General features: G+C 64.1%; 10 protein-coding genes. 5 read left to right on the top strand and 5 right to left on the bottom strand.

The window, feature by feature from the left end:
* Positions 1 to 144: 144 nt before the first annotated feature.
* Positions 145 to 831 carry a DUF7716 domain-containing protein gene (locus tag ACVOLI_RS18815; RefSeq protein ID WP_481615549.1) on the bottom strand — a complete coding sequence of 229 codons (687 nt, stop codon included), beginning with the start codon at positions 829 to 831 and terminating at the stop codon, positions 145 to 147.
* Positions 828 to 2,261 carry an MFS transporter gene (locus ACVOLI_RS18820; protein WP_481615550.1) on the bottom strand — a complete coding sequence of 478 codons (1,434 nt, stop codon included), beginning with the start codon at positions 2,259 to 2,261 and terminating at the stop codon, positions 828 to 830. The genes ACVOLI_RS18815 and ACVOLI_RS18820 overlap by 4 nt, the downstream gene beginning before the upstream one ends.
* A gap of 105 nt (positions 2,262 to 2,366) precedes the next feature.
* Between ACVOLI_RS18820 and ACVOLI_RS18825 the strand changes: the two genes are divergently transcribed.
* Positions 2,367 to 3,254: a LysR family transcriptional regulator gene (locus tag ACVOLI_RS18825; protein WP_481615553.1), complete on the top strand. Its 888-nt coding sequence runs from the start codon at positions 2,367 to 2,369 to the stop codon at positions 3,252 to 3,254.
* 490 nt (positions 3,255 to 3,744) lie between these two features.
* On the opposite strand, the gene pip (ACVOLI_RS18830) is transcribed toward ACVOLI_RS18825, so the two are convergent.
* A complete protein-coding gene (pip, locus tag ACVOLI_RS18830) occupies positions 3,745 to 4,689 on the bottom strand; it encodes a prolyl aminopeptidase (protein WP_481615551.1) in 945 nt (314 codons plus the stop codon).
* 74 nt (positions 4,690 to 4,763) lie between these two features.
* Complete coding sequence (locus ACVOLI_RS18835; RefSeq protein ID WP_481615552.1) at positions 4,764 to 6,020, bottom strand: erythromycin esterase family protein; 1,257 nt, start codon at positions 6,018 to 6,020, stop codon at positions 4,764 to 4,766.
* A 535-nt stretch (positions 6,021 to 6,555) separates the two neighbouring features.
* On the opposite strand from ACVOLI_RS18835, the gene ACVOLI_RS18840 reads away from it, so the two are divergent.
* Both ACVOLI_RS18840 and pip (ACVOLI_RS18845) read left to right on the top strand, forming a co-directional pair.
* Positions 6,556 to 7,812 (top strand): erythromycin esterase family protein, encoded by a 1,257-nt coding sequence (locus ACVOLI_RS18840; RefSeq protein WP_481615552.1) that lies wholly within the window; start codon positions 6,556 to 6,558, stop codon positions 7,810 to 7,812.
* A gap of 74 nt (positions 7,813 to 7,886) precedes the next feature.
* Complete coding sequence (gene pip, locus ACVOLI_RS18845; RefSeq protein ID WP_481615551.1) at positions 7,887 to 8,831, top strand: prolyl aminopeptidase; 945 nt, start codon at positions 7,887 to 7,889, stop codon at positions 8,829 to 8,831.
* Between the two features lie 490 nt (positions 8,832 to 9,321).
* Here the strand turns inward: pip (ACVOLI_RS18845) and ACVOLI_RS18850 are convergent, their stop codons facing one another.
* On the bottom strand, positions 9,322 to 10,209 hold the full coding sequence (locus ACVOLI_RS18850; protein ID WP_481615553.1) for a LysR family transcriptional regulator: 888 nt from the start codon (positions 10,207 to 10,209) through the stop codon (positions 9,322 to 9,324).
* 105 nt (positions 10,210 to 10,314) lie between these two features.
* Between ACVOLI_RS18850 and ACVOLI_RS18855 the strand changes: the two genes are divergently transcribed.
* Both ACVOLI_RS18855 and ACVOLI_RS18860 read left to right on the top strand, forming a co-directional pair.
* Positions 10,315 to 11,748, top strand: coding sequence for an MFS transporter (locus ACVOLI_RS18855; protein WP_481615550.1), 1,434 nt, complete (start codon positions 10,315 to 10,317; stop codon positions 11,746 to 11,748).
* Positions 11,745 to 12,431 carry a DUF7716 domain-containing protein gene (locus ACVOLI_RS18860; RefSeq protein ID WP_481615549.1) on the top strand — a complete coding sequence of 229 codons (687 nt, stop codon included), beginning with the start codon at positions 11,745 to 11,747 and terminating at the stop codon, positions 12,429 to 12,431. Before ACVOLI_RS18855 ends, ACVOLI_RS18860 begins: the two co-directional genes overlap by 4 nt.
* The last annotated feature ends 144 nt before the right edge of the window (positions 12,432 to 12,575 follow it).

Here is a 12,575-nt window from a genome sequence, read left to right on the forward strand (position 1 = left end):
TTTTGTTCTTTTTTTCCTCCCCGTGCCCGTTGTGGGCGCTCACTATCTGTCCCTTCCGCTTGTTGGGGCGGGGGTAACGCGGCGAAGCTGGTGCTGCTTCCGGCAACCGCAATGCCTCGCAGCATGCATTGCCAGCTTCGCGGCTTACACCGCTCCTACAACAACCGTCGGCGTCGGCACTGCTGACCACGGGAAGGGTTTGTAGCCTCGCACCTGCAACGGCACGCCCAAGGCATCGAAGGCCGCGACAATTCCGGCGCAGCGCTTCCGGTCCAGCTGTTCGCCGAGACACACCGGCAGATCGCGGCAGGCAGCCAAAGCCTCGCCAATCGATACAGCCAACAACGCCGCCACCTGACGCGCTGCATCCTTCACATGCTGCGCGGGACATTGCGCCAGCACCACATCGAAGCTGGCGTAGATGCCGGGCCCGACATCCAACGCCCGTGCGGCTTCCTGCTCGGCCTCCGCGGCCTCGCCCAAGGCCTCATCGATACCCGGCACCTGCAGGAACGCATCGTACTCGGCGTAGTAATCCAGTGCCGCTGCGTAGTCCTCCAGCGTCGATAGCGGACGCTGGCGCTTCTGCACATCAAGCACATCGGCAAAGGTCGCCGGTTCCAGGAAGCTCGAAAGACCCAAGGCACGCGCCGCCGTCGGCAACTCATCATCATCGAAGGCTTCGGCCTCGCTGGCCGGCAGCCAGAACGAAGCATTCAAGGCGCCGCCTTCGCTGGCGTGGACCCAGCCGTAGCGCGCCCACACCTCATCGTCGTCGTTGCAGCTGGCAAAGCTGTCCAGGGTCTGGCGGAGATCCAACAGTTCAATCATGCGTCGCTGGGCAAACAATCGGCGGAGCTGCAGTCTAGCGGCGCCGGCCGCAGGCGCAATGCAACCACCACGCCGAGTGCAGCGAACAGCGCAGCACCATATTGCGCATGGACCAATCCCTGCAGCGCCTGCGCGCTGTCAGCCGGTGCGGTTGCACGTGCCGCATTGGCCAGCATCACCAGCACAGCCAGGCCCAGGGCACCGCCGATCTGCTGTGCAGTGGCCGCCATGCCGGAAGCCACGCCTTGCTGCGCGGCAGGAACGCCCTGCCCGGCCACGATCCACATCGCCGTCCAGGTCATGCCCTGACCCAGGCTGAGCAGCACGATGCCCGGCAGCAGCGGCCAGTAACCAGCACCGTGCGGCAATGCAAAGGCAACGCCAGCAATTCCCAATGCCCCCGCCGCCAAGCCCCACGCCAGCACCTGCCGTGGCGAACGTACCGCCAACATGCGCTCGGCGATGCGGATGCCGACGGTGCACACCAGCGTCGGCGGCAGGAACGCCATACCCGCCTGCAACGGGCTCCAGCCATAGCCGTCCTGGTAGTACAGGGCCAGGAAGTAGTACTGCACGCCGAAGCTGCTCATGAACAACATGGTCAGCCACATCGCGGTACGCAGCCCGGGCACCCGCAGCAAGGCGAAGTGCATCAGCGGATCGGCACTGCGTTTCTCGATCAGCACGAAGGCTGCCAGCAACAGCAACGACAACAGCAGGCAGGCCAGTGTTATCGGCGCAGCCCAGCCCCATTCCGGCCCCTGTACCAGGGTGGTGACCAGCAGGCTGCCGCCGACGGTCACGCTGAAGCAGCCGGCGAGATCGAAGGTTCGACCACGTGCACGTGGGCCGTCCGACGGCAACCAGACGCCACCCAGCACTGCACAGGCCCCGGCAATCGGCACGATCACCAGCAGCACCGATGCCCAGCCGAACTGCTGGGTCAGCACGCCACCGAGCAGGGTTCCCAGCGCAAGGCCACCGGCACTGGCCATGCTCCAGATCGCCAGTGCCCGATTGCGCGGCGCGCCTTCGGCATACAGCGTATTGATCAGGGCCAGGGTGGCCGGGAACAGCAAGGCCGCACCAATGCCCTGCACCGCGCGCGCCGCCACCAGCAGCCACGCGCTGCTGCTGAAGCCACCAACCAGCGAAGCCAATGCGAACAAGGCCATGCCCAGCCGATAGAAGCGCCGCTTGCCGAGCAGGTCGGCCGCGCGGCCACCCAGCAACAGGCAACCACCAAAGGCCACGGTGTAGGCGCTGACCACCCATTGCAGCTGCTGCGCATTGATCTGCAGCGCGCGCCCCATGTCATGCAGGGCGACGAAGATGATGGTGGCGTCCAGGGCGATGATCAGCTGTGCCGTGGCCAACAGCGCAAGCGCCAGCCGCGGTGTGGCAGAGAGTGGAGACGACGAAACCTGCATTGCCTGAATCCAGAAACACGGGGGCGCACAGTCTTATTGATGACGCGGCGCAGATAAATCAGGATACATGCATATTTGTAATGCGGATTTGCATCAATGGATACCATGGACCTCAACGCGGTACGCATGCTGGTGCAGGTCGCCGACGCGCGCAGCTTCACCGTAGCCGCGGGGCAGCTTGGGCTCAGCCAATCCGGCCTGTCGCGGGCGATCAGCCGGCTGGAGCAGTCGTTGGGGGTACGCCTGCTCCACCGCAATACCCGCAACGTCAGCCTGACCCCGGACGGGCGCCTGTTCGTCGAGCACTGCCAACCGCTGCTCAGTGGCCTGGAAGACGCCCAGCGCCAACTGGGCGATCGCCCGTGTATTCCCTCAGGCGTGTTGAAGCTGACCGCGCCCTCGATGTTTGGTCGCAAGGTGCTGGTGCCCTTGGCCGGAAAACTGATCGCCGCGCATCCACAGCTGCAGTTCGAGCTGGTGCTCAATGACCGCCTGGTCGACCTGGCCGAAGAGGGTTTTGACGCCGCCCTGCGCACCGGCCCGATCAGCGATGTACGGATGGTGGCCAGGCCCTTGCGGCCGCTGCGCTGGGTGACGGTTGCCGCACCGGACTACCTCGCCCGCCACGGCCAGCCCGCAACCGTGGAAGCGCTGCAGGAACACACCTGCCTGGCGGTACGCAATCTGCGCAGTGGCCGCCTGGTGGATTGGCAGTTCCGGGCGCTGGATGGGCAGATGCACGACTTCACCCCGCCGACGCGGATGGTGTTCGACAGCGGTGACCCGCTGGTGGAAGCCGCCCTGGCCGGTATTGGCATCGTCCAGGTGATGGACTTCGCCGTCGCCGACGCGCTGGCCGATGGGCGTTTGCAGCGCGTGTTGCAGGCCAACGAAGGCCGAACCCGCGCCCTGTCGCTGGTCTATCCACCTTCGCGGCAGGTATCGCCCAAGCTGAAGGTTCTGGCAGAAGCCTTGCTGGCCGGCGATTGGTGAAGCCCAACAGCGTCGGTTCCAGCTCGCGTTGTCCACACAGGCTGTGTCCCGGCATATACACAAGCTGTGGATAAGAACCCGCAGCCCTTGTGTACCAAGCCCTCGCAAGCACTGGTGAATTTTTGGCCAGACCTCACATGTAACTCCGAGCCATGCTCGGCAGGGGCCTTGCCAGCAATCCAGAACTGCTGGAGCGGCGTCAGCCGCGACGCCTCGGCAGGGCAAGCCAAAGCACCCCTCCCAAACCCTCCCCTTCGCTGCGCGAAAGGGAGGGAGCAACGGCGGTAGTGCCGAGCCATGCTCGGCAGGGGCTTTCCCAGCAATCCATCAGATGTGGGAACGGCGTCAGCCGCGAAGCTCGCGGCAATGACCCGTTGGGCATTTCTGCCATCTGGACATCTACGAGCTTCACGGCTGACGCCGCTCCTACAAATGGGTTTATCGGTAAAGCCCATGCCGAGCATGGCTCGGCACTACAGGGGTTGGCTTATCAGCCAGCGAAGCTGTCGGTGGCGCGTACCAGTGCGTCGACGTTCTCGGCTTCAAATGCCGAGTGGCCGGACGCCGGGCTGATCTGCAGCGTCGCCTTCGGCCAGACCTTGTGCAGTTCCCAGGCATTGGCCAGCGGGCAGACCACGTCGTAACGGCCGTGCACGATCACACCCGGGATGTGGGCGATCTTGTGCGCGTCGCGCAGCAGCTGGTCTTCCACCTCGAAGAAGCCACCGTTGACGAAGTAGTGGTTCTCGATGCGAGCGAAGGCCAGTGCGAACTGCGGGTCTTCGTGGCTGTTGACGAAGTCGTCGTCCACATGCAGGAAGCTGGTGGCACCTTCCCACACGCTCCATGCCTTGGCGGCAGCCAGGCGCGTGGCCTCGTCGTCACTGGTCAGGCGGCGGTGGAAGGCCGAGATCAGGTCATGGCGCTCAACGAGAGGGATCGGCTTGAGGTAATGCTCCCAGGCGTCCGGGAACAAACGATTGGCGCCTTCCTGGTAGAACCATTCCAGCTCCCAGCGACGCAGCATGAAGATGCCGCGCAGCACCAGCTCGGTCACCCGCTGCGGATGGGTTTCCGCATAGGCCAACGCCAGCGTCGAACCCCAACTGCCACCGAATACCTGCCAACTGTCGACGCCGAGCTTCTCGCGCAGCTTCTCGATGTCGGCGACCAGATCCCAGGTGGTGTTGTCGACCAGATCGGCATGCGGGGTGGAACGGCCAGAACCACGCTGATCGAACAGGATGATGCGGTACTTGGACGGGTCGTGGAACTGGCGCATCTTGTCGCTGCAGCCGCCACCCGGGCCGCCGTGCAGCATCACCACCGGCTTGCCGTTGGGATTGCCGCATTGTTCGAAATACAGCGTATGGCGGTCGTCGACCTTGAGCGTGCCGGTGTCGTAGGGCTCGATGGCGGGGTAGAGCGTGCGCATGGCAGCCTCGCTGGGAACAGGCCGGCTAGTCTAACGCAGCGATGTTGCGGTCTTGTCTGCGTTGCAGCGTCCCATCAAGGCGTTGCATTGCTCGCCGGGGTGATGCGGTCCAGCAGCCACAGGCCATCGAAGCGCTGGCGGGCTTCGGCCAAGGGCAAGCCGTCGGCATAGTCCATGCTCCATAGTCGGCTGGCCGCATCGTCCTCGCCAGGCAAGCTGCCTGCATGCAGGTCCACAAACACCGCTGCGGCATTGGCGGTCAGGCGCGACTCCAGCTGTGCCGGCCGCGCCCCCACCTCACGCAGTTGCTGATCGATGTAATCGCGGTAGCTGCCCTGCGCGCCGGCGTAATGCAGCACATAGGCCTGCGCCTGCAGCCTCTTCGGCAAGGCGCTGGTCACGTTGTCCACCGGCGGGAAGCCACGTGGATGACCGTCGCGGTAGCCACCGAGTCTGTTCAGATGCGCGTAATGCCCCCAGATGATCGCCTTGCGCCCCGGGTAGGCTTGTTCCAGCAGCCACTGCAGGTTGCCGGCCATGACCGGATCGTGCTCATCGAAAGGCCGCAGTTGCCAGCTAACCTCGGCCATGCGTTGCAGGCTGGCGTTGATGCGCCGCCAGAAACCATCGCTGTCAAACACATCGTCGCCGTGCTCGGCGTCCGGCGCTGGCAACAGTTGCAGCAACCATTGCGAATCATCGAGGAAGCGCTGGCGTACGCGGGCGTCGGCCATTGCCAGCTTGCCATCGAGCAATTGCTGGACCTGCTGCAGATGCAGCTGCAGGCGTTGCCGTGCCATTTCATCCAGTCGCTGCCGTAGCAATCTCTCGCGCAGCTGCGGCACCAGCTGGCGGCGTGAGAGTCCGCCACTCAAGCGACCATCGAAGCCTGCCAGCTGCATCGCATCCGGCGTATCACGTTGTGCGTCCAGATAGTCATACAGCGGCCACACCTCGGCGCTGTTGGCGTACATGTAGAAGATGTTGCCGGGCGCGTTGGCACGCAGTGGCAGCCGCGATTGCCATAGGCGGGCGACGTCGAACAAGCCGCTTTCCAGCACCAGCAGGTCAAAGCCCTTGCGCTCATGCAGGTAGCGCACGGTGCGCACCTTGCTTTCGTAGATATTGCCTTCGCCATGGGTGAGCTCATCGAGCATGACGATGCGCTTGTCGCCAATGGCCTCGCCAAGGGGCGCCAGATCGGCGAAGTCATCCTGCATCGGCGAGCCCTCGCGCAAGGGATGGATGGGCGCGTGTTTGCTGGCAGCCGGCGTTGCGGCGCAGCCCAGTGATGTGGCGAGTAATACGGCAGCGAACGCGGTACGGATCATCGGCATCCCCGGCTTGGAATGGCGATGCTACGTGAGGTTTCGGGGTGCGTCATGCGGACAAGGAATGACCTGATTGACGCGGTGAAATGAGATTTTTGACCTCGCTCTGGCTCTGGCTCTGGCTTCGCTTTGGATATTGTCATTCCCGCGGAGGCGGGAATCGCTCTGGCTCTGGCTCCGGCTCTAGCTTTGGCTTTGAAAGTCGTCATTCCCGCGAAGGCGGGAATCGCTCTGGCTCTGGCTCTGGGCTCTGGGCTCTGGCTCTTGCTCCCAAATCAAATGCAGAAGCAAAAGCAAAGACCAGAGCGATTCCCGCCTTCGCGGGAATGACGACTTTCAAAGCCAAAGCTAGAGCCGGAGCCAGAGCCAGAGCGATTCCCGCCTCCGCGGGAATGACAATATCCAAAGCGAAGCCAGAGCCAGAGCCAGAGCGAGGTCAAAAATCTCATTTCACCGCGTCAATCAGGTCATTCCTTGTCCGCATGACGCACCCCGAAACCTCACGTAGCATCGCCATTCCAAGCCGGGGATGCCGATGATCCGTACCGCGTTCGCTGCCGTATTACTCGCCACATCACTGGGCTGCGCCGCAACGCCGGCTGCCAGCAAACACGCGCCCATCCATCCCTTGCGCGAGGGCTCGCCGATGCAGGATGACTTCGCCGATCTGGCGCCCCTTGGCGAGGCCATTGGCGACAAGCGCATCGTCATGCTCGATGAGCTCACCCATGGCGAAGGCAATATCTACGAAAGCAAGGTGCGCACCGTGCGCTACCTGCATGAGCGCAAGGGCTTTGACCTGCTGGTGCTGGAAAGCGGCTTGTTCGACGTCGCCCGCCTATGGCAATCGCGGCTGCCACTGCGTGCCAACGCGCCCGGCAACATCTTCTACATGTACGCCAACAGCGCCGAGGTGTGGCCGCTGTATGACTATCTGGACGCACAACGTGATACGCCGGATGCGATGCAGCTGGCAGGCTTCGATGGTCGCTTGAGTGGCGGACTCTCACGCCGCCAGCTGGTGCCGCAGCTGCGCGAGAGATTGCTACGGCAGCGACTGGATGAAATGGCACGGCAACGCCTGCAGCTGCATCTGCAGCAGGTCCAGCAATTGCTCGATGGCAAGCTGGCAATGGCCGACGCCCGCGTACGCCAGCGCTTCCTCGATGATTCGCAATGGTTGCTGCAACTGTTGCCAGCGCCGGACGCCGAGCACGGCGACGATGTGTTTGACAGCGATGGTTTCTGGCGGCGCATCAACGCCAGCCTGCAACGCATGGCCGAGGTTAGCTGGCAACTGCGGCCTTTCGATGAGCACGATCCGGTCATGGCCGGCAACCTGCAGTGGCTGCTGGAACAAGCCTACCCGGGGCGCAAGGCGATCATCTGGGGGCATTACGCGCATCTGAACAGACTCGGTGGCTACCGCGACGGTCATCCACGTGGCTTCCCGCCGGTGGACAACGTGACCAGCGCCTTGCCGAAGAGGCTGCAGGCGCAGGCCTATGTGCTGCATTACGCCGGCGCGCAGGGCAGCTACCGCGATTACATCGATCAGCAACTGCGTGAGGTGGGGGCGCGGCCGGCACAGCTGGAGTCGCGCCTGACCGCCAATGCCGCAGCGGTGTTTGTGGACCTGCATGCAGGCAGCTTGCCTGGCGAGGACGATGCGGCCAGCCGACTATGGAGCATGGACTATGCCGACGGCTTGCCCTTGGCCGAAGCCCGCCAGCGCTTCGATGGCCTGTGGCTGCTGGACCGCATCACCCCGGCGAGCAATGCAACGCCTTGATGGGACGCTGCAACGCAGACAAGACCGCAACATCGCTGCGTTAGACTAGCCGGCCTGTTCCCAGCGAGGCTGCCATGCGCACGCTCTACCCCGCCATCGAGCCCTACGACACCGGCACGCTCAAGGTCGACGACCGCCATACGCTGTATTTCGAACAATGCGGCAATCCCAACGGCAAGCCGGTGGTGATGCTGCACGGCGGCCCGGGTGGCGGCTGCAGCGACAAGATGCGCCAGTTCCACGACCCGTCCAAGTACCGCATCATCCTGTTCGATCAGCGTGGTTCTGGCCGTTCCACCCCGCATGCCGATCTGGTCGACAACACCACCTGGGATCTGGTCGCCGACATCGAGAAGCTGCGCGAGAAGCTCGGCGTCGACAGTTGGCAGGTATTCGGTGGCAGTTGGGGTTCGACGCTGGCGTTGGCCTATGCGGAAACCCATCCGCAGCGGGTGACCGAGCTGGTGCTGCGCGGCATCTTCATGCTGCGTCGCTGGGAGCTGGAATGGTTCTACCAGGAAGGCGCCAATCGTTTGTTCCCGGACGCCTGGGAGCATTACCTCAAGCCGATCCCTCTCGTTGAGCGCCATGACCTGATCTCGGCCTTCCACCGCCGCCTGACCAGTGACGACGAGGCCACGCGCCTGGCTGCCGCCAAGGCATGGAGCGTGTGGGAAGGTGCCACCAGCTTCCTGCATGTGGACGACGACTTCGTCAACAGCCACGAAGACCCGCAGTTCGCACTGGCCTTCGCTCGCATCGAGAACCACTACTTCGTCAACGGTGGCTTCTTCGAGGTGGAAGACCAGCTGCTGCGCGACGCGCACAAGATCGCCCACATCCCGGGTGTGATCGTGCACGGCCGTTACGACGTGGTCTGCCCGCTGGCCAATGCCTGGGAACTGCACAAGGTCTGGCCGAAGGCGACGCTGCAGATCAGCCCGGCGTCCGGCCACTCGGCATTTGAAGCCGAGAACGTCGACGCACTGGTACGCGCCACCGACAGCTTCGCTGGCTGATAAGCCAACCCCTGTAGTGCCGAGCCATGCTCGGCATGGGCTTTACCGATAAACCCATTTGTAGGAGCGGCGTCAGCCGTGAAGCTCGTAGATGTCCAGATGGCAGAAATGCCCAACGGGTCATTGCCGCGAGCTTCGCGGCTGACGCCGTTCCCACATCTGATGGATTGCTGGGAAAGCCCCTGCCGAGCATGGCTCGGCACTACCGCCGTTGCTCCCTCCCTTTCGCGCAGCGAAGGGGAGGGTTTGGGAGGGGTGCTTTGGCTTGCCCTGCCGAGGCGTCGCGGCTGACGCCGCTCCAGCAGTTCTGGATTGCTGGCAAGGCCCCTGCCGAGCATGGCTCGGAGTTACATGTGAGGTCTGGCCAAAAATTCACCAGTGCTTGCGAGGGCTTGGTACACAAGGGCTGCGGGTTCTTATCCACAGCTTGTGTATATGCCGGGACACAGCCTGTGTGGACAACGCGAGCTGGAACCGACGCTGTTGGGCTTCACCAATCGCCGGCCAGCAAGGCTTCTGCCAGAACCTTCAGCTTGGGCGATACCTGCCGCGAAGGTGGATAGACCAGCGACAGGGCGCGGGTTCGGCCTTCGTTGGCCTGCAACACGCGCTGCAAACGCCCATCGGCCAGCGCGTCGGCGACGGCGAAGTCCATCACCTGGACGATGCCAATACCGGCCAGGGCGGCTTCCACCAGCGGGTCACCGCTGTCGAACACCATCCGCGTCGGCGGGGTGAAGTCGTGCATCTGCCCATCCAGCGCCCGGAACTGCCAATCCACCAGGCGGCCACTGCGCAGATTGCGTACCGCCAGGCAGGTGTGTTCCTGCAGCGCTTCCACGGTTGCGGGCTGGCCGTGGCGGGCGAGGTAGTCCGGTGCGGCAACCGTCACCCAGCGCAGCGGCCGCAAGGGCCTGGCCACCATCCGTACATCGCTGATCGGGCCGGTGCGCAGGGCGGCGTCAAAACCCTCTTCGGCCAGGTCGACCAGGCGGTCATTGAGCACCAGCTCGAACTGCAGCTGTGGATGCGCGGCGATCAGTTTTCCGGCCAAGGGCACCAGCACCTTGCGACCAAACATCGAGGGCGCGGTCAGCTTCAACACGCCTGAGGGAATACACGGGCGATCGCCCAGTTGGCGCTGGGCGTCTTCCAGGCCACTGAGCAGCGGTTGGCAGTGCTCGACGAACAGGCGCCCGTCCGGGGTCAGGCTGACGTTGCGGGTATTGCGGTGGAGCAGGCGTACCCCCAACGACTGCTCCAGCCGGCTGATCGCCCGCGACAGGCCGGATTGGCTGAGCCCAAGCTGCCCCGCGGCTACGGTGAAGCTGCGCGCGTCGGCGACCTGCACCAGCATGCGTACCGCGTTGAGGTCCATGGTATCCATTGATGCAAATCCGCATTACAAATATGCATGTATCCTGATTTATCTGCGCCGCGTCATCAATAAGACTGTGCGCCCCCGTGTTTCTGGATTCAGGCAATGCAGGTTTCGTCGTCTCCACTCTCTGCCACACCGCGGCTGGCGCTTGCGCTGTTGGCCACGGCACAGCTGATCATCGCCCTGGACGCCACCATCATCTTCGTCGCCCTGCATGACATGGGGCGCGCGCTGCAGATCAATGCGCAGCAGCTGCAATGGGTGGTCAGCGCCTACACCGTGGCCTTTGGTGGTTGCCTGTTGCTGGGTGGCCGCGCGGCCGACCTGCTCGGCAAGCGGCGCTTCTATCGGCTGGGCATGGCCTTGTTCGCATTGGCTTCGCTGGTTGGTGGCTTCAGCAGCAGCGCGTGGCTGCTGGTGGCGGCGCGCGCGGTGCAGGGCATTGGTGCGGCCTTGCTGTTCCCGGCCACCCTGGCCCTGATCAATACGCTGTATGCCGAAGGCGCGCCGCGCAATCGGGCACTGGCGATCTGGAGCATGGCCAGTGCCGGTGGCCTTGCGCTGGGAACCCTGCTCGGTGGCGTGCTGACCCAGCAGTTCGGCTGGGCATCGGTGCTGCTGGTGATCGTGCCGATTGCCGGGGCCTGTGCAGTGCTGGGTGGCGTCTGGTTGCCGTCGGACGGCCCACGTGCACGTGGTCGAACCTTCGATCTCGCCGGCTGCTTCAGCGTGACCGTCGGCGGCAGCCTGCTGGTCACCACCCTGGTACAGGGGCCGGAATGGGGCTGGGCTGCGCCGATAACACTGGCCTGCCTGCTGTTGTCGTTGCTGTTGCTGGCAGCCTTCGTGCTGATCGAGAAACGCAGTGCCGATCCGCTGATGCACTTCGCCTTGCTGCGGGTGCCCGGGCTGCGTACCGCGATGTGGCTGACCATGTTGTTCATGAGCAGCTTCGGCGTGCAGTACTACTTCCTGGCCCTGTACTACCAGGACGGCTATGGCTGGAGCCCGTTGCAGGCGGGTATGGCGTTCCTGCCGCCGACGCTGGTGTGCACCGTCGGCATCCGCATCGCCGAGCGCATGTTGGCGGTACGTTCGCCACGGCAGGTGCTGGCGTGGGGCTTGGCGGCGGGGGCATTGGGAATTGCTGGCGTTGCCTTTGCATTGCCGCACGGTGCTGGTTACTGGCCGCTGCTGCCGGGCATCGTGCTGCTCAGCCTGGGTCAGGGCATGACCTGGACGGCGATGTGGATCGTGGCCGGGCAGGGCGTTCCTGCCGCGCAGCAAGGCGTGGCTTCCGGCATGGCGGCCACTGCACAGCAGATCGGCGGTGCCCTGGGCCTGGCTGTGCTGGTGATGCTGGCCAATGCGGCACGTGCAACCGCACCGGCTGACAGCGCGCAGGCGCTGCAGGGATTGGTCCATGCGCAATATGGTGCTGCGCTGTTCGCTGCACTCGGCGTGGTGGTTGCATTGCGCCTGCGGCCGGCGCCGCTAGACTGCAGCTCCGCCGATTGTTTGCCCAGCGACGCATGATTGAACTGTTGGATCTCCGCCAGACCCTGGACAGCTTTGCCAGCTGCAACGACGACGATGAGGTGTGGGCGCGCTACGGCTGGGTCCACGCCAGCGAAGGCGGCGCCTTGAATGCTTCGTTCTGGCTGCCGGCCAGCGAGGCCGAAGCCTTCGATGATGATGAGTTGCCGACGGCGGCGCGTGCCTTGGGTCTTTCGAGCTTCCTGGAACCGGCGACCTTTGCCGATGTGCTTGATGTGCAGAAGCGCCAGCGTCCGCTATCGACGCTGGAGGACTACGCAGCGGCACTGGATTACTACGCCGAGTACGATGCGTTCCTGCAGGTGCCGGGTATCGATGAGGCCTTGGGCGAGGCCGCGGAGGCCGAGCAGGAAGCCGCACGGGCGTTGGATGTCGGGCCCGGCATCTACGCCAGCTTCGATGTGGTGCTGGCGCAATGTCCCGCGCAGCATGTGAAGGATGCAGCGCGTCAGGTGGCGGCGTTGTTGGCTGTATCGATTGGCGAGGCTTTGGCTGCCTGCCGCGATCTGCCGGTGTGTCTCGGCGAACAGCTGGACCGGAAGCGCTGCGCCGGAATTGTCGCGGCCTTCGATGCCTTGGGCGTGCCGTTGCAGGTGCGAGGCTACAAACCCTTCCCGTGGTCAGCAGTGCCGACGCCGACGGTTGTTGTAGGAGCGGTGTAAGCCGCGAAGCTGGCAATGCATGCTGCGAGGCATTGCGGTTGCCGGAAGCAGCACCAGCTTCGCCGCGTTACCCCCGCCCCAACAAGCGGAAGGGACAGATAGTGAGCGCCCACAACGGGCACGGGGAGGAAAAAAAGAACAAAA

The sequence above is a fragment of the Stenotrophomonas sp. STEN029 genome (assembly GCF_056760015.1).

Excerpts from the sequence above, each read along its gene's own strand:
- ACVOLI_RS18815 (WP_481615549.1), bottom strand. The coding sequence starts at position 831 with ATGATTGAACTGTTGGATCTCCGCCAGACCCTGGACAGCTTTGCCAGC.
- ACVOLI_RS18820 (WP_481615550.1), bottom strand. The coding sequence starts at position 2,261 with ATGCAGGTTTCGTCGTCTCCACTCTCTGCCACACCGCGGCTGGCGCTT.
- ACVOLI_RS18825 (WP_481615553.1), top strand. The coding sequence starts at position 2,367 with ATGGACCTCAACGCGGTACGCATGCTGGTGCAGGTCGCCGACGCGCGC.
- pip (WP_481615551.1), bottom strand. The coding sequence starts at position 4,689 with ATGCGCACGCTCTACCCCGCCATCGAGCCCTACGACACCGGCACGCTC.
- ACVOLI_RS18835 (WP_481615552.1), bottom strand. The coding sequence starts at position 6,020 with ATGATCCGTACCGCGTTCGCTGCCGTATTACTCGCCACATCACTGGGC.
- ACVOLI_RS18840 (WP_481615552.1), top strand. The coding sequence starts at position 6,556 with ATGATCCGTACCGCGTTCGCTGCCGTATTACTCGCCACATCACTGGGC.
- pip (WP_481615551.1), top strand. The coding sequence starts at position 7,887 with ATGCGCACGCTCTACCCCGCCATCGAGCCCTACGACACCGGCACGCTC.
- ACVOLI_RS18850 (WP_481615553.1), bottom strand. The coding sequence starts at position 10,209 with ATGGACCTCAACGCGGTACGCATGCTGGTGCAGGTCGCCGACGCGCGC.
- ACVOLI_RS18855 (WP_481615550.1), top strand. The coding sequence starts at position 10,315 with ATGCAGGTTTCGTCGTCTCCACTCTCTGCCACACCGCGGCTGGCGCTT.
- ACVOLI_RS18860 (WP_481615549.1), top strand. The coding sequence starts at position 11,745 with ATGATTGAACTGTTGGATCTCCGCCAGACCCTGGACAGCTTTGCCAGC.